The organism is Pseudomonas sp. LBUM1649 (genome assembly GCF_059716155.1).
In genome coordinates, this window is sequence record NZ_CP166807.1 from 2,770,811 (window position 1) to 2,797,657 (window position 26,847).

Genomic DNA, 26,847 nt, shown 5'->3' on the forward strand with positions numbered 1-26,847 from the left:
CTCAAGCCACCTGGCTGGCGACGGTCGCCGCGGCCGTGTGCGGCAGTGCCTTGAGCGCCAGGGCCAACTGATCACAGGCCTGGCCAACGGTTTGCGGTATGGCCAGCCCGGCGAGGAAACGGTCCGGGCGCACCAGGGCGATGGACGCCGAACCACGGGCGAACCACTCCTTGAGGCGACCGCTGCTGTCACCGACGCGGATCACCCCGGGGCTGACATCACTCGCGGCCTTGAGCTGGACGTCCGGCAACACCTGGATAAACCGCGTGCCCAGGGCCCGCCAATGTTCGATCTGGTCGGCGCTCAAACCCCAGGTTGGGTCGCAGCCCCAGGCGATGATCGCGAAGTGCTTGCCGATCACTTCATCGAGCAACAGGGTGTCGCCCGCTTCGGTCAGCACCCGCGGTTGAATGAACATCTTGCCCACGGCAGAGGACTTGTCGTTGGGTGCGATCAAGGCGCCACGGGTGTATTGCGGCATCGGCTTGAAGCGCATTTCCAGGAAGTAGCGCTTGACCGATGGCACGTAGTTGAGCAGCCAGGACACGCCATCGCGCAGGGTGCCTTGCCAGCGCTTGGGCGGCGCCAGGACATGGCCGGCGAGCACGGACAGGTCGATCATGGCCTTGGCGTGGTCGCGGCGCTCCTGTTCGTAGCTGTCGAGCAGGCTGTCGGCGGCCAGGCCCTTGATCACCAGCGACAGCTTCCACGCCAGGTTCGAGGCGTCGCGCATGCCGCTGTTGTAACCCTGGCCCTGCCACACCGGCATGATGTGCGCGGCGTCGCCGGCCAACAGCACCCGACCCTGACGGAATTGACCGGCCAGGCGTGCGTTGTGGGTATAGACGCGGCTGCGGATCAGCTCGATGCGGTCGGGGTCGGGCAGCACCTTGGCCAGCAACTTGCGCATGTTCTCGGGCTTGCTCAACTCGGCTTCGGTTTCGCCGGGCATGACCATGAATTCGAAACGACGCACACCATGGGGCAGGGCGGCGGACACATAAGGCCGCACCGGGTCGCAGCACAGGTAAACGTGCGGGGTAGCCAGCGGGTCGTTGGCGATGTCGACGACGATCCACTGGTTGGGCGCGGTCTTGCCTTCGAAACTGATGTCCAGGCTGCGTCGCACCAGACTGTTGCCACCGTCGCAGCCGATCAGGTAGCGGGCATGCAGGCGTTCTTCGCGGCCGTTCTGATCCTTAAGGCTGAGCACCACGGCGCTATCGTTCTGCGCGAAACTTTCCAGCTCGCGGCTGAACAGCACCTTGACGTTTTTGAAGCGCTGCAAGCCTTCGTACAACACGCGGTCGGCCAGGGGCTGAATGAACGCGTTGCGCCGCGACCAACCGAACTCGTCGGTCTGGGGCTGGATGTCGGCAAAGCAGCGACCCTTTGGCGTCAGGAAGCGCATGGCGTGCCAGGGGGTGGTGTGCGGCAGTACGTTTTCGGCCAGGCCGACTGCCTGGAAGGTGCGCAGGCTTTCGTCATCCAGGCCAATGGCGCGGGGATAATCGATCAGGCGGTCGAGCTTTTCCACCAGGGTGACGTTCACGCCGCATTGGCCCAGGTAGTTGGCGATCATCAAACCGACCGGGCCGGCGCCGACGATGGCGACGTCGGTACTCAGCTCCAGTGTGGAGGGCGTGGGTGCAGGACTCATGGGTCTCTCCGTACAGCGCTTTTGGATTTCTTGTTGGGCGCAGTATGGGAATCGCGGTACTGGTGGACAACGACAACCCTTGTTAGTGTGCACTGAGTGCACATCGTTGATTTACAACAAAAAAGGAACGATCAATGAGCGAGACCGAATACAAGTCCGTGCGGGGATTGATGCGTGGCCTGGCCCTGATCAACAGCTTGAATCGCTTCGACGGCGGGGCCAGCACCGCGCAACTGGCCGAGCGCAGCGGGCTGCATCGAACAACGGTTCGACGGCTGCTGGAAACCTTGCAGGCCGAGGGTTATGTGCGGCGCAGCGAGTCGGACGACAGCTATCGCCTGACCCTCAAAGTGCGCGAATTGAGTGAGGGATTTCGCGATGAACAATGGATCTCTTCGATCGCCGCGCCACTGCTCGGCGAACTGCTGCAGGAGGTGGTCTGGCCGACGGACCTGTGTACGCTGGATGGCGACGCCATGGTCATTCGCGAGACCACTCATCGCTTCAGCCGCCTTTCGTTCCACCGCTCCATGGTCGGCCGGCGCCTGCCGTTGCTGATGACCGCCACCGGACGCGCCTACTTTGCGTTCTGTCCGCCTGCCGAGCGCGAAGAGCTGATCGAGTTGATGATCAGCCGCGACGACGAACAATCGGCGCTGGCCGCCGATCGCCGTTTTGTCGAACGGCTGGTGGAGCACACCGTCGCCAGGGGCTATGGCGAAAACAACTCGCATTGGGGTCAGGAGCGTAAAATTGCAGCCATCGCGATACCCGTCACCCATGAGACGCGGCTGATGGGGTGCCTGAACCTGGTCTACATTGCCAAGGCGATGTCTGTCGAGGAAGCGGCCCGCCGTTACCTGCCGGCGATGCAAGGGGTGGTGCAAAAAATCCAGAGCCAGTTGGTCAGTTCACACTTGTAGGAGCGAGCTTGCTCGCGATGGAGGTCAACGATAACGCGGGATACCTGGCACCCCGCGGTGCCCTCAGGTTTTTCGCGAGCAGGCTCGCTCCTACAGGGCGATGGAGGTCAACGATGACGCGGGAAGCCTGACGCCCCGCGGCGCTCTCGGGTTTTTCTCGGAACGCCGCCCGGAGCAGGCTCGCTCCTACAGGCCATCCTCCAGCGCCTTGAGGTATTCGGGGCTGTTGCTGATCGTGTTGTGCCCGGTGCCCGCAATCACCTGCAGAGTCGCCACGCCCGGGGGGAAATGGCTGTAGAGCCGCCGGGTGCTTGCGCCTGGAATCACTTCGTCGTGTTCAGCGGCGATCAGGCGCGTCGGCACCGTGATGTGTGCGGCGTAGCGCCAGGATTCGAATTTATCCTTCAGCAGCCAATGCACCGGAAGCCAGCGGAACTGGCGCTCAGCCAGTTCCTCCAGGCTGTTGTACGGCGTGATCAGCAGCAGTTTCGCCGCCGGTCGGTAACTGGCCAGGCGCACCGCGACCCCCGAGCCCAGGCTGCGTCCGACCACGGCAACCTGCGGGTGGTCGGCGTAGACCTTGTCGAACAAGGTCATGGCATCGTGGGCAAGCGCTTCTTCGGAAGGGGAACCGGTGCTGCCGCCATAGCCACGGTAATGCAGCAGATACAGGGCATGGTCGGGGAAGGCACGGGCGAACTCCGGCAGGCTGCGCGACACGTCCTCGGCATTGCCACCGAAGTCAATGCTTTGGGGCCGTCATGCGCTCGCACCGACACCAGCACCTGCGCCTCGTCCACGGGCAACGTCAGCAGCGTTTCGGGCGAGTCGACGGCGCGGGGTTGTGGGTAGTAGATGAGCGCGCGCTGAAACACGAACAGGGCCGCGCAGAGCGCCAGGTACAGCACAGCGGCGATGACGACGAGTAACACCAGGGTACGAGACATTCGGCTAACGTTAGTGGGCGACATTGACGGCTCCGGGGTGCTGTCAGAGTGTAGCTGGCGGTAAAGGAGGGCACCGATGCCCATCGCGCTCAAGTGGCTCAACGTGTTGCCTGCGGAAAGAGCGGCCCTGGCCCTGGGTTTCGCGTTCCATTTCTGCGTGCTTGCCAGCTATTACCTGGTGCGACCGTTGCGCGATGCCCTGGGCCTTGAAGGCGGCGTCGGCCAGTTGCAGTGGCTGTTCACAGCTACCTTCGCGGTGATGCTGCTGATGGTGCCGGTGTTTGGCGCGCTGGCGTCGCGGCTGCCGGCCACGCGCTTCGTGCCATTGATCTACCGCACGATTGCCGTGTCGATGCTGGTGTTTGGCCTGTTGATCGCCAACCGCGTCGCGCCGGTGACGGTCGGGCGGGTGTTTTTTGTCTGGATCAGCCTCTACAACCTGTTCATCGTCTCGATTTTCTGGAGTGTGCTGGTCGACCGCTTCTCCAGCGAGCAGGGGCGACGGCTGTTCGGCTGCATCGCGGCCGGCGGCACCTTGGGCACCTTCATCGGGCCCTTGCTGGCGGCGACCATGGCCACTCGTCTGGGCCCGCTGGCGTTGACCGTCGCCGCGGCGCTGCTGCTGGAACTGGCGGTCCGTTGCTATCGGGGGCTGCTGGCGAAGACGCAATCGCAGCAGGGTAACCGGTTATTGGACGAACGGCACATGGGCGGCAGCATGCTTGCCGGGATCACGCTGATCCTGCACTCGCCTTATCTATTGGGGTTGGTGGCCTTCATGCTGCTGCACACCAGCGCCGCGACTTTGTTGTATTTCGAGCAGGGACGGATCGTCGCTGGCAGCTACGCTGATGTAGGCAGCAGGACGCAATTCTTCGCCATGGTCGATTTGCTGGTGTCGGCGCTGACCTTGATCTGTCAGTTGCTGCTGACGGCGCCGTTGATTCGTCTGCTGGGCATCGGCGGCGCGCTGCTGGCGTTGCCCCTGGCAACAGTCGTGGCGTTTTGCGCCATGGCACTGGCGCCAGTGCCGGCCAGCGTGGCAATGGCCCAGGGGCTGCGCCGCGCGGTGGAGTTCGGCATTGTTCGGCCGGCGCGTGAAGTGCTGTGGACGGTGGTCAGCCGTGAAGAGAAGTACAAGGCCAAGAATGTGATCGAAACCCTGGTCTATCGTGGGGGCGACGCCGCCAGTGGGTGGCTGTCGGCGGGTTTGACGGCCCTGGGCGCAGGCTTCGGCCTGGTCGCGGTGGCGGTCGTGCCGGTTGCGGGAGTGTGGGGCGGGTTGTGCCTGTGGCTGGCCAGGCGCCAGGCGCGATTGGCCGAGTCCGCACCAGCGGTCAGGGAAACGTCATGAGCCATCCGCAAGGTTTGACCCGCAGGCAAATACTCACGCTGGCTGCCGCAGCTTCGGCGGTCTTCACGCTCGGCCCGAGCGGTGCGCAAACCTCGCCAGCGGCGGGAACAGGAGGCAAGACCATGATGACCCGCGTCATTCCTTCCAGCAAAGAGCCATTGCCCGCTGTCGGCCTGGGCACCTATCGCGGCTTCGATGTGGCGCCTTCGGATCCTGCGTACCGCAGCTTGCCCGCCGTGCTTGACGCGTTGTTCGAAAAGGGCGGCAAGGTCATCGACAGTTCGCCGATGTACGGCCGCGCCGAGCAGACCACCGGTGAGCTGCTGTCGATTCACGAGCCACGATCGCCGGCATTCCTGGCGACCAAGGTGTGGACCCGTGGGCGCGAGGAAGGCATTGCGCAGATGGAGCAATCGTTCAAGCTGCTGCAGACCGATCGCATCGACCTGATGCAGATCCACAACCTGCTGGACTGGCAAACCCATCTGCCGACCCTGCGCCAATGGAAGGAGGCAGGGCGCATTCGCTACATCGGCATCACCCATTACACCGCGTCGGCCTATGACGAAGTGGAGGCAGTGCTCAAGGCCGAGCCGCTGGACTTTCTGCAGATCAACTACGCGCTGGATGATCGCACCGTCGAGAAACGCATCCTGCCATTGTGTCGCGACCGCGGCGTTGCGGTGATCTGCAACCGGCCGTTCGGCGGCGGAGGCTTGATCGCTCGGTTGCAGGGCAAACCATTGCCCGGCTGGGCCGCGCAAGTCGGGGTCAAGAGCTGGCCGCCCCTGGCACTCAAGTTCCTGTTGTCGCATTCGGCGGTGACCTGCGTCATCCCCGGCACCGGCAACCCGCGCTACATGACGGAAAACGCCAGCGCCGGTTTCGGCCCGATGCTCACCGATGCGCAGCGTCATCAATTGATCGCTTTGGTGGATTGACGCCAAGGCGGGTTTTGACAGGCAGGTTCCGACAGGCGGGTTCCTGACTACACTGATTGAGGTCCGAAAAACCTGAGCATGCAAGACATCCCTGACCATCACACAAAGGAGATCGAACATGACTATCCGCATTGGCGATGAGGCACCGGATTTCACCGCCGACAGTACCGAGGGGCCTATCCGCTTCCACGAATGGATCGGCGACAAATGGGCCATCCTGTTCTCGCACCCGAAAGACTTCACCCCAGTCTGCACCACCGAGCTTGGCTATATGGCCCGGTTGAAGCCGGAGTTCGACAAACGCAACACCAAGGTCGTCGGCTTGAGCATCGACCCGGTCAGCGACCACCACGCCTGGCTCGGCGACATCGAGGAAACCCAGGGCCATGCGGTCAACTATCCCATGATCGGTGACGACAACCTGGTGGTGGCCAAGCTCTACGACATGATTCACCCCAACGCCAGCGGCGGCCAACGCACCGCCGTGGACAACGCCACGGTTCGTTCGGTGTTCATCATCGGCCCGGACAAGAAGGTCAAGGCGATGCTGATCTACCCGATGAGCGCCGGGCGTAATTTCGACGAAGTGCTGCGCCTGCTCGACTCACTGCAACTGAACGCCAAGCACACCGTCGCCACGCCGGTGAACTGGCGTCCGGGCGAAGACGTGATCATTCCGACGTCGGTTTCCGACGAGGATGCCAGGAAGAAGTACCCGGACGGCTTCAAGACCCTGAAACCGTATCTGCGCGTGGTGCCGCAACCCAAGTAACCCCCGGCGGCGGACCTGTACACCGCTCCTGCCGGGACGGTGTGCAGGGCAATGCTGTTCACTTAATCATGGGGATGTATTTAAGAACTGGATTGGGTGTATATCCATTGCTGCGGTAACGGCCACTTAGGGTTTCGCTTTTACATCTATGGTTACCCCCTTTTCTGCAATACTGTTTTTGATGAGTGGTTGGCTTGCTTTCATCTATCCGGCGTCTGAGTGGGGGTGTAGCCCCGCGCCTCGATGAGAATCGATGCCCGACGATCCTTATTAGCGAGACGGCCTTTCAGCCGTGTAAAAGCCCAGGGTTGTCGTCAGGCCGGTTGGCCGTTCACGTCATCAGTTATCCAGCATCGCAAAACCAGGTGGGTGATGCTCGGGTGACAGCAGGGTCAGGCGTTCATCGCGCTTGGCCCTGCATCGAATTCAGTGTGGTGTGCCGCAATCGCCCAGGCGATCCTCGCCAGCTTGTTGGCCAGCGCGCAAACCACATGGTTGGAGTGATGGTGGGCCAATAGCTGCCGGACCCAGTCCGCCAGCCAGCCTTTCTGGCGGTCCAGATACCTCACGTAAACGCGGGCACACTGGACAAGCAGGCGTCGCTGGTTGCGATCGCCGCGCTTGCTGATGCCCAGCAGTACGGTTTTGCCGCCCGTGGAATGCTGCTTGGGCACCAGCCCGATCGAGGCTGAATAGTCTCGGCCGCATTTGAACTGTTTGCCATCGCCCAATTCGGCAGCCAGGACGGTGGAGGTGATCGGACCGACACACGGCATGGTCATCAAACGAGTCGCCAGATCATCTTCAGCGGCCTGGCACTCCACATCCTTGTCCAGCGATTTGATCTCCTCGTCCAAATGCTTGAAGTGTTGATACAGCCTCGTCAGAGTGTTTTTGAAGGGCTGAGCCATTGAGCTCGCTTCAAGCAGCGCCGAAAGAGATCGAATCGATTTGAGGCTCGGGGCCAGGCTGACGCCGACCTCCAGAAGAGCGGCGTGAATACGATTGACGGCCGCAGTGCGGTCCTTGATGAACGCATCACGTGTCGAGTTGAGCATGGCCAGCGCTTGCTGGGCTTGGTTTTTGACCGGCACAAAGCGCATCGTTGGGCGAGTAGCGGCCTCGCAAATCGCTTCGGCATCAGCGAAGTCGTTTTTGTTGCTTTTCACGTAAGGGCGCACGAGATGAGGGGCAATGAGCTTGGGTATATGCCCAAGCTTGGCCACCTCCTGTGCCATGAAATGGGCGCCACCACAGGCTTCCATCACGACGGTGCAGGGTTGGAGATTCATCAGGTACTGCATGAGTGCCGACCGGGTGAATTTTTTGCGGCAAACTTCATGACCACGATCATCCTGCGCATGCAGGTGAAAAGTGTGTTTTCCCAAATCGATGGCGGCGATAGATATTTCGTTCATGGCAACAGTCTCCGGTGAGCCCCCTGCGAAAGCTTAGTGGGCGATCGCAGGGGGCGGCGGGGGTAGCCATTTCATTAGCGAGTCACTTGGAAAAGCCCCGTAGGAGCGAGCCTGCTCGCGATGGAGGTCAACGTTGGTAGAGGCGCCGATGGAGGTAGTCTCAGGTTGACGGACAGGCTCAGGGCGTGATGTGGCAAGAAAATCAAAAGCCAAAGCAAGGCGAGGCGGCCTTAAAGCCGACCTGATTGCAGGTCTGTCCGCGATCCAATTGTGGGAGCGAGCCTGCTCGCGAAAAACGTCCGGACGACGCGATCATCCAGACAGGGCGCGTTATCGTTGGCGACCATCGCGAGCAGGCTCGCTCCCACAGGGGATTTGGGGGTATCTGCCAAAGTCAGGTCGGCTGTCAGGCCGCCTCGCTTTGGCTTTAGATTTGGGCGCCCCGTCAACCATGTGTCCGGTCCGTACAGGCGTTTGAAAAAGAGACTCGCCGTAAGGGCGAAACCCTAAGTGGCCGTTACCACAGCAAAGGATATACACCCAATCCAAATATGCACCTGCAGCCCCCAATCTAAAGTGAACAGCATTACCGTGCACAGGGCGGCCTTCGATCACACCAGATATTTACGAAACCACCCCAGCGTCCGCTCCCAGGCCAGCTTCGCCGCCGCCTCGTCATAGCGCGGCGTGGAATCGTTGTGAAAACCATGGTTGGCGCCGGGATAGATATAGGCTTCATAGGTCTTGCCCCCGGCCTTCAACGCCTGTTCATAAGCGGGCCAGCCTTCATTGATGCGCGTATCCAGTTCACCGTAGTGCAGCATCACCGGCGCCTTGATCCGGGGCACATCCTTGGCATCCGGTTGCCGGCCGTAAAACGACACGGCAGCGCCCAGTTCCGGGTAAGCCACGGCTGCCGCGTTGGTGACACCACCGCCATAACAGAAACCGGTGATGCCGACTTTTCCACTGGCGTCGGGATGTTTCATCATCCACTCGACGGCCGCAAAGAAGTCATTCATGAGCTTTTGCGGGTCGACCTTTTCCTGAAGCGCACGTCCCTTGTCGTCGTTGCCGGGGTAGCCGCCGACCGAGCTCAGGCCATCCGGGGCGAGGGCGATGAAACCTGCCTTGGCCAAGCGCCGCGCGACGTCTTCGATATAAGGGTTGAGCCCACGGTTTTCATGTACGACCACCACCGCCGCGACCTTGCCGACGGCTTTTGCCGGACGCACCAGATAGGCTCGCACCTGCCCGTTGCCCTTGGGTGAGGGGTAGCTGACGTACTCGGCGATGATGTCCGGGTCGGTGAATTCGACCTGTTCGGCGAGGGCGTAGTCCGGGCTCAGGGACGCCAGCAGCGCACTGGCGGTCAATCCACCCAGGGTGAACAGCGCGGCACGGTCGAGAAACTCGCGCCGGTTGATCAGGCCATGGGCGTAGTAGTCATAGAGTTCCAGCAGTTGCGGGGAAAAGTCTTTTGCAGTGAGACGGGTCATCTGTGCGCTTCCTCTTCGGCGGATTGAGGGCTCTGGCTTCTACCTGTCCAGTGGTCAAACGAGACACTGCGCCCCGGCTTTCGCCACTTGTGCATCCTGCTCGGCCTTGACCCCGGACACCCCGACCGCGCCGATCACCTGGCCGTCGACCGTGATCGGCACCCCGCCTTCGAGCGAGGTCAGCAGCGGCGCCGACAGAAAGGCTGTACGCCCGCCATTGACCATCTCTTCATAACCTTTGGATTCACGTCGCCCGAGGGCCGAGGTGCGGGCTTTTTCGATGGCGATGTAGGCACTGATGGGCGATGCGCCGTCGAGGCGTTCGAGGGCCAGGGGATGCCCGCCGTCGTCGACCACCACAATGGTCACCGGCCAGTGGTTGTCCTGGGCTTCGGTGCGCGCGGCGGCGAGTATCTGACTGACCTCGGCCTGGCTCAGGACGGCTTTGCTGTTCATGGGCGTTCTCCAGTGGGGTGCTATTGGGACAGTGCGTCTTCGACCAGTTCGATCCAGTGGCGGACGGGGGTTCGGCCTGCGCCGTCGAGGTGCGACTGACAGCCGATGTTGGCGGTGACGATAACTTCGGGGTAGCCGCTTTCCAGGGCATTCATCTTGTTGTCGCGCAGTTGCCGGGCCAATTCCGGTTGGGTCAGCGAATAGGTGCCCGCCGAACCGCAGCACAAATGGCTGTCAGGTACGCTGGTGAGATTGAATCCCAGGCGGATCAGCAGTTTTTCGACCGCGCCACCAAGTTTTTGCGCGTGCTGCAAGGTGCAGGGGCAATGGAACGCCACGCGGTGGGCGTTGTGGATGCCCAGCTGTTCCAGCGGTTCGTCGCGCAACACTTCGACCAGGTCCCGGGCCAGCGCGCTGACCCTCCTGGCCTTGTCGGCATAGGCCGGATCGCGTTCGAGCAGATGCCCGTAATCCTTGATGAAGGCCCCGCAACCGCTGGCGGTTTGCACGATGGCCTCGGCGCCTTGTTCAATGCCCGGCCACCAGGCATCGATGTTGTGCCGGGCGCGATCAAGGCCGGCGGCCTGGGCGTCGAGGTGATAATCCACGGCACCGCAACATCCGGCCTCGCGGGCCGGCATGACGCTGATGCCCAGCCGGTCCAGTACCCTGGCGGCGGCCACGTTGGTATTGGGCGACAGTGCGGGCTGCACGCAACCTTCGAGCATCAGCACCTGCCGGGCATGGCGAATGTCGGGACGCCGCTTGGGCACCGGGACGTTGCGCGGCAGTTTGCTTTGCAGCGTGCCGGGCAGCAGCGCCCGGAATGTCTGGCCGCTGTTGACCAGGTACTTGAACAGGTCCGGATGCGGCACCAGCGTACGCAGCCCCTCGCGCAACAGACGCTGGCCGATCGGACGCGGCACCGCCGCATCGACCACGGCCCGGCCGATGTCCAGCAAGTTGTGGTAATCGACCCCCGAAGGGCAGGTGGTCTCGCAGTTTCGGCACGACAGGCAGCGATCCAGGTGCAGTTGGGTCTTTTCTGTGACCTCGTTGCCTTCCAGCACCTGTTTGATCAGGTAGATGCGCCCGCGCGGACCATCGAGCTCATCGCCGAGCAACTGATAGGTCGGACAGGTGGCGTTGCAGAAACCGCAGTGCACGCAGGTGCGCAGGATGCTGTCGGCTTCTTCGGCGCGGGGCAGTCTGCGGGCGCTTTCGCTCAAGGTGGTCTGCATGATTCATAACTCCGCGTACAGACGTCCGGGGTTGAAGATGCCCTGGGGGTCGAGTTGCTGCTTGAGGTTCTGGTGGTAGCGCATCAGCGCGTCGGGCAGCGGCTGGAAGGGCGTGTCCGTGAGCCCGTGGCTGTAGCAGGTGACGTGCCCGCCAACCGCTTCGACGACCTGGCGAATGAACGTAGCCTGGGCGTCGGATTTGAGCCAGCGCTGGGCGCCGCCCCAGTCGATCAATTGCCGACCGGGCAGGGACAGGCGCGGTGTGTTGTGGGGCACGGACAGGCGCCACAGTGGCTGGTCTTCGTCGAAGAAAGCCAGGCGCTGTTCGTTGAGGTCGGCCCAATACGAAGCGTCCAGCAACTCGCCGCCCAGGCGGTCATGGGCCGCCGCCACCGAACCTTCGCCGCCCTCGAGCCGCAGGTGCAGGCATTCACCGTCATGACACGCGGCGCTGATCGGCAACGGTTGCTGGCCCCATTCCGCCAGGCGCAGCAGGGCACGCTCGGCGTTCATTTGCAGGCTGATGCTCAGGGCCTTCCTGGGCTTGGGCAGCACCTTGAGCGAGACCTCGGTGATCAGGCCCAGGATGCCGTAACTGCCGGCCATCAGGCGTGACAGGTCGTAACCGGCAACGTTTTTCATGACCTCGCCACCGAAACGCAAGTGCTTGCCTAGCCCTGTGATCACCCGCGTGCCCAGAACGAAATCCCTGACCGACCCCGACCACGGCCGACGCGGGCCCGACAGCCCGCAAGCGATCATTCCACCGACGGTGGCGTCATCGCCAAAGGCAGGCGGTTCGCAGGGCAACATCTGCTGCGCGGCGTCCAGCACATTTGCAAGTTCGGCCAGTGGCGTGCCGCAGCGTGCGGTGATCACAAGTTCAGTTGGGTCATAGCTGACAATGCCCCGGTGCGATCGTGTATCGAGTATTTCGCCCGCCGTCACGCGTCCCAGAAACGCTTTGGTGTTGGCACCTTGAATGCGCAGCGGCGTGGCGTTTGCCAACGCCTGATTGACCTGCTCCAGCAGCGCAGTGCTGTCATCGAGATCGGCAGGTCCGTGCATCAGAAGCGCTCCAGGTCAGGGAAGGGCACTTGCCCTGCATGCACATGCATGGCGCCAAACTCGGCGCAGCGGTGCAGGGTCGGTATGTTCTTGCCGGGATTGAGCAGGCCGCCGGGGTCGAATGCCGCCTTGACTGCGTGGAACAGGGTCAGCTCATCGCTGTTGAACTGCGCGCACATCTGGTTGATCTTTTCCCGGCCTACGCCGTGTTCACCGGTAATGCTGCCGCCGACCTTCACGCACAGCTCGAGGATCTTGCCGCCCAGGGTTTCGGCGCGATCCAGTTCGCCAGGCGTATTGGCATCGAACAGGATCAGCGGATGCATGTTGCCGTCGCCGGCATGGAACACGTTGGCCACCCGCAGGCCGTACTCGGCCGAGAGTTCGGCGATGGCCTTGAGCACGCCGGGCAGCTCACGGCGCGGGATGGTGCCGTCCATGCAGTAGTAGTCCGGCGACAGGCGGCCCACCGCCGGAAAGGCATTCTTGCGCCCGGCCCAGAAGCGCACGCGTTCGGCCTCATCCCGAGCCTGGCGCACTTCGGTGGCGCCGGCCTGCTCCAGCACCTGGCGCACGCGATCGCAATCGTCACGCACGTCGGCTTCGACGCCGTCGAGTTCGCACAGCAGGATGGCTTCGGCCTCCACCGGGTAACCGGCGTGGATAAAGTCTTCGGCGGCGCGGATGGCCAGGTTGTCCATCATCTCAAGGCCTCCCGGGATGATACCGGCGGCAATGATGTCGCCGACGGCGCGGCCGGCTTTTTCCACGGAGTCGAATGCCGCCAGCAGCACCTTGGCGGACTGCGGTTTGGGCAGCAGCTTGACCGTGACCTCGGTGATCACCCCGAGCATGCCTTCGGAGCCGGTGAACAAAGCCAGCAGGTCAAGGCCGGGGGAGTCCAGGGCGTCGGAGCCCAGGGTCAGGTGTTCGCCGTCGACGGTGAGGATGTCCACCTTGAGCAGGTTATGTACGGTCAGGCCGTATTTCAGGCAATGCACACCGCCGGCGTTTTCGGCGACGTTACCGCCAATGGAGCAGGCGATTTGCGAGGACGGGTCGGGTGCGTAGTACAGGCTGAACGGTGCGGCGGCTTGGGAAATCGCCAGGTTGCGCACCCCCGGCTGAACCTTGGCGGTACGGGCGGCGGGGTCGATCTGCAGAATCTGGTTGAAGCGGGCCATCACCAGCAGCACGCCTTTTTCCAAGGGCAATGCGCCGCCGGACAGACCGGTACCGGCGCCCCGGGCGACGACCGCTACCTGGCGTTCATGGCACAGGCGCAATACGCCCTGTACCTGGGTAATGTCGCGTGGAAGCACCACCAGCATCGGCGTGGTGCGGTAGGCGCTCAGCCCGTCGCATTCGTACGGCTTGAGTTCTTCCTGCTGGTGCAGGATCTCCAGATCCGGCAACTGCGTGCGCAAGGCCTGCAACATCGCGGCCTTGTCGACCTCTGGCAGAGCGCCATCAACGCGTTCATCGTAGAGAATGTTCATAGTCGTTTTACGATACTCCGTTCATGAAAGCCCGGGCGATTGCCGTAATGCTGTTCACTGTAGGAGCGAGCATGCTCGCGATGGACTCAAGAACGCTGCGTTTATTCAGTAAACACGCGTTATCGTTGACGACCATCGCGAGCATGCTCGCTCCTACAGTGAACAGCATTTGGGCGATTGCCCGGGCTGTCCGATCAATGGCCGCCCACCACCATATGACTGAACGGCGCGACATAGGCCTGCAACGTCACCAGGCCGCCGACCAGGATCGCCAGGACAATCGAGTGGAAAAACACATAGCGCAGGATTTCCCCTTCATGGCCGTACCAGCGGGTGGCGGTAGAGGCGACCACAATCGACTGGGCGTCGACCATCTTGCCCATGACCCCGCCGGAACTGTTGGCGGCAGCCATCAACACCGGGCTGAGCCCCAGTTGCTCGGCGGTCACCTTTTGCAAGCCGCCGAACAGCACGTTGGAGGCGGTGTCCGAGCCGGTCAGGGCCACGCCGAGCCAGCCCAGCAGGGTGCCGAACATCGGATAGAAAATCCCTGTCGCGGCAAAGGCCAGGCCCATGGTCGCGTCCAGCCCCGAGTAGCGGGTGAGAAAGCCCAGGGCAAGCATCGCGGTAATGGTGATCAGTGAGTAGCGCACCACCCACAGCGTTCGCAGGTATTGGTGAATCAATTGCGGGATGGAGTAGCCCATCAACAGCCCACCGAGGATCGCCGACAGCAGAATGCCGGTGCCGGTGCTGGTGAACCAGGTGAATTTGTAGATCGCCTCTTCGGTTTTCGCCGCAGGCACCACGGGTGGAACCTTTTCGATCTGCTGGTGAATCGTGGTGAAGGTCAGGGTCGGGGCGAAAATCGGGTTCGCCTCACGCAGCGGTTTACCCTGGGGGTCCAGTTTGGCCGTGCTGGTGGCCGGATCAATCGCCGGGCGAGTATCGAACATATTCTTGAAGCCCTGGGTGCCCCAGGCGAAAACGAAGACGGTGAGGATGATCCACGGCATCCAGGCACGCATCACCGCTGGCTTGGCATCGCTGGCAAAGGTTGCGCTGGCGACCGGCTTTTCGTCGTGCTCCTCGGCGATTGCCGAGTTGTCGACGCGCCCGGACAGTGCGGCGGAGGTATGCACGGTGGCCGGTTTCCACACTTTCAGGAAGCCCGTCAGGCAGGCCATGGAGATCAGCGCGGCGATCACGTCCACCAGCATCGGCCCGTGATAGTTGGACACGATGAACTGCGGAACGGCAAAACTGATCCCGGTCACCAGGATCGCCGGCCAGATTTCCACCATCTTGCGCCAGCCCGCGAAGGCCCAGATCAACCAGAAGGGCACGATCACCGAGAAGAACGGCAGTTGCCGACCGACCATCATCGACAGCTCCATTTCATCGAGCCCGGTGACTTTGGCCAGGGTGATGATCGGTGTACCCAAGGCACCGAAGGCCACGGGGGCGGTGTTGGCGATCAGCGCCAGGCCCGACGCGGCCAGCGGAGAAAAGCCCAGGCCGATCAGGATCGCCCCGGTCACCGCCACCGGTGTACCGAACCCCGCTGCGCCCTCGAAAAAGGCACCGAAGCAGAAGGCGATCAGCAGCAATTGCAGGCGGCGATCGTCGGTGATCCGCGCCAGAGAGTCCTGCAGCACTTTGAACGAGCCGTTCTCGGTCGTCAGGCGATGCAAGAAAATGATGTTTAACACAATCCAGCCGATGGGCAGCAAACCGTTGGCGGCACCGTACAGCGCGGCCGACCCGGCCATGCCGGCGGGCATGCCGAAGGCGAAAATCGCGATCACCAGGGCCGAGGCCAGGGCGAGCAGTGCCGCCAGGTGTGCCTTGACATGGAAGAAGGCCAGGGCTGCCAGCATCACCACCACCGGCACGGCTGCCATGAGGGTTGAAAGCAACGGGTTGTTGAACGGATCGTAGATTTGCTGCCAGACCATGTTCCACCTCTGCTTTTTATTGTTGGGAGCGCAGCCCCTTGGGGGGGGGAGGTGGCCTGTAGTATAGGTGGCATTACGCCGCTGTCAGGGCGCGGTCTCCGTCGCCTCAATCAGCGCTACGCAGGTGTCTGAGCTAGCATTGCCCATAGGTCGAAACCAGCCGCAGGAGGAAAACAGCAATGACTGAGCGCCATGTGGAGCACAAGGAGACGCTTTCGAACGGATGCAGCATCAAGGTCAAGGCCGAGATACTGAAGGACGGCTCTTTGGGAATGTTCATCGGGGTTTATCGACCGGACGGCTCGGCCATTGACGAAAACCACGATCCACAACCGCATATGCTGGACATGGAAGCGGCGATGGACTGGGGGATCGACATTGCCAAGGGCATCGGCAATAGCCAGAGAACGCTGTAGCGCAGGGCTGGGAATTGGGTGTGCCGCCATCGCGAGCAAGCTTTGCTCCTACAGGTTTTGTAGCGCACCCCGGTGATGTGAACGACACAAAACCTGTAGGAGCAAAGCTTGCTCGCGATGCTTTTAGTGCTTGAACATCACATGCCGCACAACGGTGTAATCCTCCAGCCCATACATGGACATGTCCTTGCCATACCCGGACAATTTCTGCCCGCCATGGGGCATTTCGCTGACCAGCATGAAGTGCGTGTTCACCCAGGTGCAGCCGTACTGCAAGCGCGCCGCCAGGCGATGGGCGCGGCCGACGTCGGCGGTCCATACCGACGACGCCAGGCCGTAGTCCGAATCGTTGGCCCAGCCCAGCACCTGCGCTTCATCGCTGAATTTGGTCACCGACACCACCGGCCCGAACACTTCGCGACGGACGATCTCGTCGTCCTGCTGCGCGTCGGCCAGCACCGTCGGTTCGAAGAAGAAGCCATTGCCCGGGGCGGCCTTGCCTCCGGTGACCAGACGAATGTGCGGCTGTGCCACGGCGCGCTCGACAAACCCGGCCACGCGGTCGCGGTGTTGCGCGGTGATCAGCGGGCCGAGCTCGGTCGATGGATCGTCCTGCAAGCCGTACTTGATGCTGCTGACGGCCGCGCCGAGCTTCTCCACGAACTTGTCGTAGATCCCTTCCTGGGCATAGATGCGGCAGGCGGCGGTGCAGTCCTGCCCGGCGTTGTAGAAACCGAAGGTGCGGATGCCGTCGACGGCGGCGTCGATGTCGGCGTCGTCGAAGATGATCACCGGGGCCTTGCCGCCCAGTTCCATGTGCATGCGTTTGACGCTGTCGGCGGTGCTGGAAATGATGTTCGAGCCGGTGGCGATCGAACCGGTCAGCGACACCATGCGCACTTTCGGGTGGGTGACCAGCGGGCTACCGACCGTAGGACCACGGCCGAATACCAGGTTGAGCACACCGGCCGGGAAGATTTCCGACGCCAGTTGCGCCAGGCGCAACGCCGTCAACGGCGTTTGTTCCGACGGCTTGAGCACCACGGTGTTGCCGGCGGCCAGGGCCGGGGCGATTTTCCAGGCGACCATCATCAGCGGGTAGTTCCACGGCGCGATGGAGGCGATCACCCCCACCGGGTCGCGGCGGATCATCGAGGTGTGGCCGGGCAGGTATTCGCCCCCGGCCGAGCCGCTCATGCAACGGCTGGCACCGGCGAAGAACCGGAACACGTCGGCAATCGCCGGGATCTCGTCGTTGAGCGCGGCGCTGTAGGGCTTGCCACAGTTGTCCGATTCCAGCTTGGCCAGTTCTTCGCCGTGGGCTTCGATGGCGTCGGCGAGTTTGAGCAGCAGCAGCGAACGTTCTTTGGGTGGGGTGTGCGACCAGCTGTCGAACGCGGCATCGGCGGCACGCACGGCGGCATCGACCTGGGCTTCGCTGGCTTCGTTGATTTCCACCAGCACGCGACCCAGCGCCGGGTTGAACACCGGTTGGGCGGGGCCTTCGCCGTCGAGCAGTTGGCCGTTGATCAAGAGTTGGGTTTGCATGTTCTTGTCCTTTTCAAAGCAGTTCTTGTTTTGAAACCCGGCCCCTGTAGGAGCGAGCATGCTCGCGATGAACCTGAGAGCACCGATGGGTGTCAGGTGCCCAGCGTCATCGTTGACGACCATCGCGAGCATGCTCGCTCCTACAGGGGGTAATCGTTGTCAGATCGCTGATCTGTTTACTGAAGCTCCGGAAAGATCAGCAGGTTTTGCCAATGGCTTTGAAAACTTCCAAGCATCCCCCGCCGGCGCCGTGCCTTTGTCGTAGGGCTTGCCCAGCAGCATGTAGACCAGGCCCGCACCCATCACCACCAGCGTGGTCAGGATCATCGAATAATTGATGTACCAGGCTGCATCCGGCGAGCGCGGCCAGACCATGTTGACGATGGCGCACACGCCATAGATCAGTGCGGCGAGGTTCACCCACAGACCCCAGGCCCCGAGGGTGAATTGACCGTTCGGGCGCCAGCCCTTGGCGCGGGCGATCAGCGCGGCGACCACGATCAACTGGAAGGCGACGTAAATGCCAATCGCCGCGAAACCGACGATAGTGGCCACGGCATCGGCCATGAAAATCCCCAGGCAGACAATCGCCGCCGGCACCAGGCCGCTGACCAGCAGCGCGAACGACGGCACATGGTTGGCCGACAGGCGTTTGAACAGCGAACTGCCGACGATCATCTCGTCCCGGGCATAGGCGAACAACAGGCGGCTGGCCGCTGCTTGCAAGCTCAGCACACAGGAGATGAACGACACCATGACCACCGCCATGACCAGGCGCGAACCGACCGGGCCGAAGGCATTGGCCAGGATCGTGGCGACTGGATCGGTGTCTTCACCGGCCAGCACTTTGGCCATGTCCGGCACCGAGAGAATCAACGCCAGGCACGCGAACATCGCTGCCGCGCCGCCGATGTAGATGGTCATGCGCATGGCTTTGGGAATGCGCTTGCCCGGGTTCGGGGTTTCTTCCGCGACATCGCCGCAGGCCTCGAAGCCGTAGTACTGGAACAGGCCAGCCAGGGATGCAGCGAGGAAGGCCGGCAGGTACGAGCCATTCACCTCAAGGTTGAAGGTGTCGAACAGCACGCTGATCGGTTGATGACGTTCGAAGACCAGCAGGTAGCCACCGACCAGGATCGCGCCGACCAGCTCGCAGAGAAAACCGAACATCGCCACCCGCGCCAGCAACTTGGTGCCCACCAGATTCAGCGCGGTGGATAGCAGGATGATCGCCAGGGCAATACAGATGTTGGCCTCCGGGCCGGGATTGAAGCCCAGCATGATCGCCAGGTACGGCCCGGCACCCACCGCGACCCCGGCGATGGTGGCGCATAACGCCCAGGCATAGACCCAGCCAACCATCCACGCCCAGCGCTTGCCCACCAGACGACGGGCCCAGGGATAGACACCCCCGGAAATCGGGAACTGCGACACCACTTCGCCAAAAATCAGGCAAACCAGCATTTGCCCTGCACCGATCAGCAGGTAGGACCAGAACATCGGCGGGCCGCCGGCGGCCAGGCACAAGCCGAACAGGGTATAGACCCCGACGACCGGCGACAGGTAGGTAAAGCCCAGGGAAAAATTCTCCCACAGGCTCATGCTGCGATTGAAATCCGAGCTGTAGCCGAGGGCGCGCAGTTGTTCCGCGTCCTGATCGGCGCTGCTTGCACGCGTGTTGGATGAGCCACTCATGTTATTTCCTCATTATCAATGGCAGTGGATTGCGGTGCTGGCGGGTTGGCCCGCTAATGCCCGTTTCGGGCTTGTTGTTTTGAACACCCCGGACTTGTAGGAGCATGGCTTGCCCGCGATAGCGATCTCGAGGGCGCCATCGCGGGCAAGCCTTGCTCCTACAGCAACAGCAGGCCCGAGGTCAGGCTTGTTTCTTGGTTTCGCTATCGCGCCCATCGTCGTACTGCGACAGCCACTCAACGGCCGCATCGCGATACCTGCTGAAACCCTTGTAATCGACCAGTTGCTGATTCAAGTCATGCAGCACCCGATGCATGCGCCGCGCCCATGCCGGGTTGGTGGCGATGTCTTCGAGGCTGAGCAGGTAAGTGCGGATCGGAAAGACAATGGCGTTGCTGCGCGGCAGGCGGTGCAGCGGTTGCAGCTCGATACGCAGGTACACCAGTTTGCCGGCGTTTTCGGCCGTCACGATGGTCCGGTCCGGTGCCCATTCGGGCAGGCTTTCGGCCGACACCTCTAGGCGCGGGTTGACCGTCAGCGACCAGTTCAGGCGACGCACCGGGTGGCCGGTGCGCAGGCGCAGAAGGAATTTCAGGGCGCGGTCGAGCATGCCGATTTCCTTCACCAGCGGCACCGGACCGTGGAATTCCTCCCAGCTCATGCCGAGGTTGAAGCGCAGCGAGTAGTCGGCGCGCTGGGTGGCGATCCCGGCACCCCAATACAGCGTACCGTCGCGTTCTTCCTGCAATACCCAGTCGCCCTGGGCCTGGCGGGTCACGTATTCCATCGGCTCATACGGCAGGGTCGCGGGGTCGCCGAAGGTGAAGTGATCGTCGATGTCCAGCAGGCGGTTGATCCAGTGCCATTGGCGGCCTTCACGGGACAGTGTGAAGTACTGTGGGTAGTCGCGGGCGTAGGACTCCATGATCAGCTCCAGCAGGTCCCACTGCGCCTCCATCATGTGCGGCGCCGAAACGTAATGCATGCCCGGGTCTTTCTCCAGGGTAATGGCGCGGTCCCGGCATTCGCTGATGTAGTGCTCGTCGATATCGAACGCCGCCCGGAAGGCGCCGTCGCCGACCGAAACATGAGGCTCGAGGTTCATCGAGTACATGTAGTCGTCATCGGGGAACGGGAAGGGCGCGCGGGCGATGGTCTCTGGGCTGTTGGCGAAGGTGTAGTCGTCGCGGTAGGTTTCGTCGGGATTGAATTTGATATTCATTGTTATGTCTTCCGTCGATCAGAGGTCGATGACCAGGCGATTGCATTTGGCGCGGGATACGCAGGGCATGATTTTCTTGCGGCTGGTCTTGTCTTCGTCCGACAGCCAGTCATCGCTGTGCAGCAGTTCGCCGTCGAGTTCCAGGACCTCGGTTTCGCAATGGCCACAGGCGCCGCCACGACACAGGTAAGGCATGCTGTAGCCCGCTGCCTCCACCGCTTCAAGCATGGTCTGGTCAGGCGAGACCTCAATGGTTGCGCCACTGCGACCGAGGGTGAAACTGAAGGCTTCGCCGCCGCTGCTTTGCTCGAGGAACCGCTCGAAGTGCACGTGACTGTCGGTCCAGCCCAGCTCGCGGGCACACGCCAGGGTGGCGTCGATCATGCTGTCCGGGCCGCAGGCATAAACGTGACTGCCCAGCGGGCGATCGGCGAGAATCTGCCCGATGTCCATGCGTGCTTCGATGCCTTTGCGATACAGGTGGACCTGCTTGCCGTAGGTGTCCTGCAACTCTTTGCCGAGCTGTGCGTGTTCATCGCCGCGAACCGCGTAATGCAGTTCGAAGGGCACCTTGCTCAGGCGCAACTCCTCCAGCTGGGAGATCACCGGGGTGATACCGACGCCTCCGGCAATGAACAGGTGCAGGCGTGCCTGTTTGATCAGCGGAAACAGATTGACCGGTGGCGTAACTTCGATCAGGTCGCCTTCACGGACACTGTCGTGCAGCGCGATCGAACCACCGCGGCCGCTTTCCACCCGGCGCACGGCGATCTGATAGCTGCTGGTGTCATAGGGCGAACTCAGCAGCGAGTAGGGGTTGCGCAGCGTATTGTTCGGATTGGCGATGAGCACCACCACGTGGCTGCCTCCGGAGAACGCTGGCAGGTGCGCGCCGCTCGGCGATACCAGGGTGAAGCGCTTGATTTGCGGGGTCACCGATTCGATGCGGGCCACCCGCAGATTCAAAGTCCCATTGTTCTGGCTCATGTATCGAGCTCCTCGGCTGGGGGCAATTCGCCCGGGACTTCGGCATCGGCCTTGACCGCCTGGAATGCCGCCAGGCGCCGGGAATAGTGGTCGCGCACCACCAGCGTCAGGCTGCAACCGGGGCAGTCGTAGAGGCGTTGGATCACGTTCTCGGTGTAGGTGTCGCAGTGCACGCACCAGACCCGGCGCACCAGCGTGCCGGAGTGCTCGCGAAGCACTTCGTCGCGATTGAGATCGAAACGGGTGGCCACTTGCATGGCGCTGCCGAGGAAGCTTTCGGACCCGGCGAGGTAGAGGCGGGTACCCATTCTTGCGTCGCCGAGCAGGTCATCGAGGGCGTCGATCAATGCCTGGTTGCTGGCGTACACACGCAATTGGTGGCCTGGGTGCTGCTGCAATTGGGCAAGGAAGTCCTGGCCGGAAAATGACTCCTGGGAGTACAGCAAGGTGACCGGCCGGTCCAGCCCGGCCATCTCGTCCAGCAAACGCAACATGGCGCGACCGCCACTGCCTTGCCCGGCAATGATGTGCCGGATACCTCCCGGCAGGGGTTGCAACCGGTCGTAAACCGGCCGACTTTTGATCCCGGTGATCAACATTCTTATTATTCCTCCTGGCTATCGGCTCGACGGGTGAAATGTCGGCACAGATGCAAAGCCCAATGATGGTGGGTTGCAGATAGCAGGAGCACAGGTCGTGCCAAATATTTAAGGTGTTGATTTTAAAGGGGTAAGTATTTTTCGGGTGGGAAAGTGTAAGCAGAAATAACAACGGTTGTAGGCGTTTTTGCAGCGTTTTTTTTGGGGGGCTCTGGATAAGCTGCGGCGTACATATCCATTGCTGCGGTAATGGCCACCTATGGTTTCGCTCTTCATTAGCGAGTCACTTGGAAGAGCCCTGTAGGAGCGAGCCTGCTCGCGATGAACCTGAGAGCACCGTGGGGTGTCAGGTGCCCAGCGTCATCGTTGACGACCATCGCGAGCATGCTCGCTCCTACAGGGCCCGCCGCGATGGGCCATCCTTGGCCCAGCGCGGCTAAACCGGCATCCATGCCGGTTTGCCCACTGCGCAGAACCGGAACGAAGCCTCTCGATATGGCAAGAAAATCAAAAGCCAAAGCAACAGCAACAGCCAAAGCGAGGCGGCCTTACAGCCGACCTGATTGCAGGTCTGTGCGCGTTGTGATCGTTCCCACGCTCTGCGTGGGAATGCCGCCAGGGACGCTCCGCGTTCCGCTGACGACGCATGACGTGAGCCGTGCGCAACGGTGACGCGGAGCGTCACAGGATGCATTCCCACGCGGAGCGTGGGAACGATCAAAGCGCACGAATCCATAACCAGGTCGGCTGTCAGGCCGCCTCGATTTGGCTTTAGATCTGGGCGCCCCGTTAAACCACGATGGCCGAACGCAGGCATTGCGCGGCGACCCACGGAGCAATGCCGGAGTGCGGGCATGCCGAGCCACAGCGAGGCACCGAGTGGTGGGGCAAAGCCTTTTGGTTCCTTTTTGGCGTACAGGCGTTTGAAAAAGGGACTCGCCGTAAGGGCGAAACCATAAGTGGCCGTTACCGCAGGAATGGATATGTACGCCGACCACTCCCTCAAGTCAGTCGCGTTGCAGCTTGCGAATCAGCGTTCCTATATCAATCCCCAAATGCTGCGCAGCCTTGCGCTTGCTTCCACACAGATGCACCGCGCGCAAGATCACCTGCCGTTCAAAATGCTGAACCTGAAGCTTGAGGTTTTGCTGCGGGTCTTCCGGCGTTTCATCCTGCACGACCAAGGGGGCTGACTGTTCCTGGGAACGCACCGGCGCAAGCAGTTCGGCCGGCAGATGATGCTCCTGCGCCTCATCGTCAGCAAGCACCGCCAAGCGTTCGAAAATGTTCACCAGCTCGCGAATGTTGCCCGGGAAGTCATAGCTCATCAGGCGCTTGCGACACCCGGCGGACAGGCTCAGGGACGGTACACGATCGCCATTGATGCGGCTCAGCAGGATGTCGATGAGAAACGGCAAGTCATCCCTGTGCTGGCGCAGCGGCGGAATTTCCACCGGCAGCACGGCGAGACGATAATAAAGGTCGGCGCGAAACTCACCCATATCCACCAGATGCCGCAAGTCTTTGTTGGTGGCGGCAATGACCTGTACCTGCACGGATTTGCTCAGGGGCGAGCCGACCGACTGGATGGTGCTGTCTTCGAGAAATTTCAGCAGCTTGGCCTGTACGTGCAGCGGGATCTCACCGATCTCGTCGAGGAACAACGTGCCACCCGACGCCGCTTCGATATAGCCTTGCTTGCCGCCCGCCAGCGCGCCGGTAAAGGCACCGCGCTCGTAGCCGAACATCTCGGACTCGAACAGGCTCTCCGGGATGCTCCCGCAATTGACGTGGATGAACGGACGATCCCCCCAACCGGCCGCGCGATGAATGTGCCGGGCGATGGCGGTCTTCCCGACCCCCGGCTCTCCCAGCAGCAACAGGCGCGCGCGCCGACGGAAAGCCCGCACGCCGGTGTCGGCGATGCTCGACAGCTGCGGTGACAGGTGCAGGGCGTTGTCCTGGGGATCGCGCAGGCCTTGCGGCTCCAGCGGCCGGGTGTTGAGCGATGCCCGACGCTGTGGCTGGCTGGCGTCGAAGTCTTTCTGGGTGAGCATCCTGAACGGTTTTTCGTAGGCGCCGGTGGGGATCGCGTGAGTACTGCTGAGCAGCACCCGGCCTTCCCGGGAGCGGGTCAACGCACTGTTGCCACCGCGGTTCAGCGCTGCCAGGAAGTCGTCGTAGTTCAACGCCGAACGCTGGAAAAAATCACTCTCGGACAGCCCCACGGCTTGCTGTTTTGACAGCCGGTTGACGCGTTCGGCGGCCAGGTTGATAAAGCGCAGCCGGCCTTCGCCGTCAGTGACGATCAGCGCTTCGCTGAAGCTGTCGAGCAAGGCATGCAAGGCGGGCGTTTCCAGCAGCGCGCCCAGTACTTCACTGCTGACATTGACCGAGGAGCGCATGCCCATCTGCAACGTGGGCGGCAGGTTGGTATCTTTCATGGGTGCAACTCTTGGGGGCGGCGAACGCCCTGGCTTTCACGAAACACCGCCACGCGCCAGGCCACGCCTTCGCGAATCAGGATGCGCGAGCAATGCACATTGAAGTTCAAATCGCGCCCGCTCAGGTCCGGCAGGGGCAGGCTGTGCCAGGTGCGTTCGGGCAAGGCATGGTCCAGCAGCAAACGGGCGATACCGGCGCCATGGGTGATACCGAAGGTGTCCTCGAAGGCTGCGTTGCGCCATTGCGGTTGCAGGTGTTCATCGATCACCAGCACCGCGTCAGGCACGGCATCGAAGACCCGACGCAAGGCATCGATGCGCTGCTCGGCATCGTGCTGCATGCGCAGCTCCTGGCTGACGTCACGAATGCTGCCCCACATGCGCAACAGCTGGCCATTGACGATGGTGGCCCTGACGTCGTTTTCCACGTAGGCAGGCGAGCCATCGTGGCGGCGATCCACCGACAGTGCACCATCGACATGAAATCCGGCCTCGATCAGGCGCCGCACGAATTCTTCGTTGGCCGGGCTGCGCGGCCAGTACAGGCGCACCGGTTGCTGGTTGAAGTCGACATCCGACGGCATCTCGTAGACCTCGGCCATGGCACGGTTGCACAGGCGCCAATGGGAGTCGTTTTCGAACACCTGGCGGACGATTTCATCCGGGGAATGGTTGATGTCCACCGCCTCGGCGAACTCGATGCACCAGTAGGCGACCTTGGCGCTTTGCAGCATCTGGTTCATCACCTCATTGGCGTTGTGCATTTCCCGCAGCCGGTGCCCCAGCGTACCCAGCGCAATCATCAACAGGTGCAGGCGTGCCGGCTGCACGTCGCGCCATTGCAGCAAACCGCTGGCAATCACGTGCAGCAGGCCGCCGTTGCGGCGAATCAGGGTCAGTTCCAGGCTGTGGATCAGTTCATCGGCGGGCGGGTTGGCAAACAGTGCCTGCACCGTGCGCAGCGACTCGACACTCAATACCCGTTCTATCGGTTGATTGAGCAGCTCTTCAGATGCATAGCCCAATTGATCGCTCAGGCTCAAGGACAGGCCGAGCAGTTGTCCGTCGGCGGCGACGGTACTGGTCAGGGGCTGGGCTTTATTTACCAGCAAATTCAGGATATCCATCGGTGGATCGGCTCGATTCGGCTAATGGGACCTGGGCACACAAAATGCCAGGGCAGTCTGGTAAGGGCATATCGCATGCCAACTCAAAAGCCATTGAACAGGGGGCAAGAACGCGGTCACGATGATCAAGTGCTGCGTCAATGCAGCAAAATGTGCAAATTCACAGCGCAATGTCGAGAGTAATGGGGTTGGATCAACAGATTTCGTCAATCCGATGAATGACCGGATGCGGGTAATAGGCAATATTATTTTTCCGAACTGCGCTGCTTTTCACAGGACGAAATCGATCTAAAAATACCGACCCACACCCTGAGTGTTTTGCTAATCTGAAGTTGTAGGTGAAAACGCAGACTGATGCGCAAGCGGATAGCGAGGACGCGTGGGGCGCGCTCCGAAGGGTACACGGTTAGAAAGATCTCCGCGCTGAGATCCAGCCCTTAAGCCGTGTGAAGCAGGGCAGCGTCTATAGCTGTTTCTGTGAGAGTCCTGATAAACCTCGTAAGCCAGAGACCAGCGCTGGCCACCTACTTGGCTCTTGAAGCCTACTTGTGCAGCTGTATCGATGCAGCTAGCCAAGATCAAATGCCCCGACCTTCGGGGCATTTGTTTGTCTGTCTGATTTACCAAATGTTCAATAACGGCGTTACACCAGGTTGATCGTGACGTCGATGTTGCCACGGGTTGCCTTGGAGTACGGGCAGGTCTGATGGGCAGCGTCCACCAGCGTCCTGGCCAGGACAGGGTCCAGACCCGGCAGGCTGACATTCAGGCGCGCCTGAAGGAAGTAGGCGTTGCCGGTATTGCCCAGATCCACTTCGGTGGCAACGCTCACGTCAGCCGGCAAGCTCACTTTCAACGCAGCGGCTGCCTTGCCCATGGCACCGATGAAGCAAGCCGACCAGCCCGCACCCAGCAGCTGTTCCGGATTGGTGCCGCTACCGGAAGAACCGGGCGGGGACAGCTTGATATCCAGGCGGCCATCGTCACTTCGCGACTCACCTTGACGGCCGCCGGTCGCGACGGTCTTGCCGGTGTAAAGGACGGTTTCGATTTGATTGATCATGCAAGGCTCC

21 protein-coding genes and 2 pseudogenes are annotated in these 26,847 nt (G+C 61.9%); 5 read left to right on the top strand and 18 right to left on the bottom strand.

The features are described 5' to 3' along the window. Position 1: 1 nt before the first annotated feature. Positions 2 to 1,660: a bifunctional 3-(3-hydroxy-phenyl)propionate/3-hydroxycinnamic acid hydroxylase gene (locus ACA058_RS12970; protein ID WP_497639434.1), complete on the bottom strand. Its 1,659-nt coding sequence runs from the start codon at positions 1,658 to 1,660 to the stop codon at positions 2 to 4. A gap of 134 nt (positions 1,661 to 1,794) precedes the next feature. Between ACA058_RS12970 and ACA058_RS12975 the strand changes: the two genes are divergently transcribed. Further along, a complete protein-coding gene (locus ACA058_RS12975; protein ID WP_497639435.1) occupies positions 1,795 to 2,583 on the top strand; it encodes a DNA-binding transcriptional regulator in 789 nt (262 codons plus the stop codon). Positions 2,584 to 2,769: 186 nt separating this feature from the next. Here ACA058_RS12975 and ACA058_RS12980 read toward each other — a convergent pair. Continuing rightward, positions 2,770 to 3,554: pseudogene (locus ACA058_RS12980) on the bottom strand (alpha/beta hydrolase). A gap of 52 nt (positions 3,555 to 3,606) precedes the next feature. On the opposite strand from ACA058_RS12980, the gene ACA058_RS12985 reads away from it, so the two are divergent. The 3 genes from ACA058_RS12985 (at position 3,607) to ACA058_RS12995 (ending at position 6,597) form a co-directional block, all read left to right on the top strand. Continuing rightward, positions 3,607 to 4,884 carry an NTP/NDP exchange transporter gene (locus ACA058_RS12985; protein ID WP_497639436.1) on the top strand — a complete coding sequence of 426 codons (1,278 nt, stop codon included), beginning with the start codon at positions 3,607 to 3,609 and terminating at the stop codon, positions 4,882 to 4,884. Continuing rightward, positions 4,881 to 5,825: an aldo/keto reductase gene (locus ACA058_RS12990; protein WP_497639437.1), complete on the top strand. Its 945-nt coding sequence runs from the start codon at positions 4,881 to 4,883 to the stop codon at positions 5,823 to 5,825. Before ACA058_RS12985 ends, ACA058_RS12990 begins: the two co-directional genes overlap by 4 nt. A gap of 118 nt (positions 5,826 to 5,943) precedes the next feature. Beyond that, entirely contained in the window at positions 5,944 to 6,597 is a 654-nt protein-coding gene (locus ACA058_RS12995) for a peroxiredoxin (protein ID WP_497639438.1), read from the top strand. Positions 6,598 to 6,989: 392 nt separating this feature from the next. On the opposite strand, the gene ACA058_RS13000 is transcribed toward ACA058_RS12995, so the two are convergent. From ACA058_RS13000 to ACA058_RS13030, 7 genes are all read right to left on the bottom strand, one after another. Further along, complete coding sequence (locus tag ACA058_RS13000; RefSeq protein WP_497634895.1) at positions 6,990 to 8,015, bottom strand: IS110 family RNA-guided transposase; 1,026 nt, start codon at positions 8,013 to 8,015, stop codon at positions 6,990 to 6,992. A 611-nt stretch (positions 8,016 to 8,626) separates the two neighbouring features. Then, positions 8,627 to 9,514, bottom strand: coding sequence for a YghX family hydrolase (yghX, locus tag ACA058_RS13005; RefSeq protein ID WP_497639439.1), 888 nt, complete (start codon positions 9,512 to 9,514; stop codon positions 8,627 to 8,629). A 54-nt stretch (positions 9,515 to 9,568) separates the two neighbouring features. After that, positions 9,569 to 9,970, bottom strand: coding sequence for a heme-binding protein (locus ACA058_RS13010; protein ID WP_497639440.1), 402 nt, complete (start codon positions 9,968 to 9,970; stop codon positions 9,569 to 9,571). Positions 9,971 to 9,990: 20 nt separating this feature from the next. Next, positions 9,991 to 11,211, bottom strand: coding sequence for a glycolate oxidase subunit GlcF (glcF, locus tag ACA058_RS13015; RefSeq protein WP_497639441.1), 1,221 nt, complete (start codon positions 11,209 to 11,211; stop codon positions 9,991 to 9,993). A gap of 3 nt (positions 11,212 to 11,214) precedes the next feature. Next, a complete protein-coding gene (gene glcE, locus ACA058_RS13020; RefSeq protein WP_497639442.1) occupies positions 11,215 to 12,279 on the bottom strand; it encodes a glycolate oxidase subunit GlcE in 1,065 nt (354 codons plus the stop codon). Then, on the bottom strand, positions 12,279 to 13,778 hold the full coding sequence (gene glcD / locus ACA058_RS13025; protein ID WP_497639443.1) for a glycolate oxidase subunit GlcD: 1,500 nt from the start codon (positions 13,776 to 13,778) through the stop codon (positions 12,279 to 12,281). Before glcD ends, glcE begins: the two co-directional genes overlap by 1 nt. A gap of 194 nt (positions 13,779 to 13,972) precedes the next feature. Next, positions 13,973 to 15,736: an L-lactate permease gene (locus tag ACA058_RS13030; protein WP_497639444.1), complete on the bottom strand. Its 1,764-nt coding sequence runs from the start codon at positions 15,734 to 15,736 to the stop codon at positions 13,973 to 13,975. Positions 15,737 to 15,915: 179 nt separating this feature from the next. Here ACA058_RS13030 and ACA058_RS13035 point away from each other — a divergent pair, with 179 nt between their 5' ends. Continuing rightward, positions 15,916 to 16,152: a hypothetical protein gene (locus ACA058_RS13035; protein WP_497639445.1), complete on the top strand. Its 237-nt coding sequence runs from the start codon at positions 15,916 to 15,918 to the stop codon at positions 16,150 to 16,152. 123 nt (positions 16,153 to 16,275) lie between these two features. On the opposite strand, the gene ACA058_RS13040 is transcribed toward ACA058_RS13035, so the two are convergent. The 9 genes and pseudogenes from ACA058_RS13040 to ACA058_RS13080 form a co-directional block, all read right to left on the bottom strand. After that, a complete protein-coding gene (locus ACA058_RS13040; protein WP_497639446.1) occupies positions 16,276 to 17,700 on the bottom strand; it encodes a gamma-aminobutyraldehyde dehydrogenase in 1,425 nt (474 codons plus the stop codon). 159 nt (positions 17,701 to 17,859) lie between these two features. Beyond that, the gene (locus ACA058_RS13045; RefSeq protein WP_497639447.1) at positions 17,860 to 19,395 is read right to left on the bottom strand and encodes an APC family permease; all 1,536 of its coding nucleotides are present in this window, start codon (positions 19,393 to 19,395) and stop codon (positions 17,860 to 17,862) included. A 181-nt stretch (positions 19,396 to 19,576) separates the two neighbouring features. Then, on the bottom strand, positions 19,577 to 20,617 hold the full coding sequence (locus ACA058_RS13050; protein ID WP_497639448.1) for a heme-dependent oxidative N-demethylase family protein: 1,041 nt from the start codon (positions 20,615 to 20,617) through the stop codon (positions 19,577 to 19,579). Between the two features lie 18 nt (positions 20,618 to 20,635). Beyond that, the gene (locus tag ACA058_RS13055) at positions 20,636 to 21,604 is read right to left on the bottom strand and encodes a PDR/VanB family oxidoreductase (RefSeq protein ID WP_497639449.1); all 969 of its coding nucleotides are present in this window, start codon (positions 21,602 to 21,604) and stop codon (positions 20,636 to 20,638) included. Continuing rightward, positions 21,601 to 22,203: a dimethylamine monooxygenase subunit DmmA family protein gene (locus tag ACA058_RS13060; protein WP_497639450.1), complete on the bottom strand. Its 603-nt coding sequence runs from the start codon at positions 22,201 to 22,203 to the stop codon at positions 21,601 to 21,603. The genes ACA058_RS13055 and ACA058_RS13060 overlap by 4 nt, the downstream gene beginning before the upstream one ends. 299 nt (positions 22,204 to 22,502) lie before the next feature. Next, positions 22,503 to 22,589, bottom strand: a pseudogene (locus tag ACA058_RS13065) (outer membrane lipoprotein carrier protein LolA); the annotation flags it as partial. A gap of 621 nt (positions 22,590 to 23,210) precedes the next feature. Then, entirely contained in the window at positions 23,211 to 24,647 is a 1,437-nt protein-coding gene (locus ACA058_RS13070) for a sigma-54 interaction domain-containing protein (RefSeq protein WP_497639451.1), read from the bottom strand. Further along, the gene (locus ACA058_RS13075; RefSeq protein ID WP_497639452.1) at positions 24,644 to 25,774 is read right to left on the bottom strand and encodes a PAS domain-containing protein; all 1,131 of its coding nucleotides are present in this window, start codon (positions 25,772 to 25,774) and stop codon (positions 24,644 to 24,646) included. The genes ACA058_RS13070 and ACA058_RS13075 overlap by 4 nt, the downstream gene beginning before the upstream one ends. A gap of 643 nt (positions 25,775 to 26,417) precedes the next feature. After that, positions 26,418 to 26,837, bottom strand: a complete 420-nt coding sequence (locus tag ACA058_RS13080) for an organic hydroperoxide resistance protein (RefSeq protein ID WP_497639453.1) — start codon at positions 26,835 to 26,837, stop codon at positions 26,418 to 26,420. Between the last annotated feature and the right edge of the window lie 10 nt (positions 26,838 to 26,847).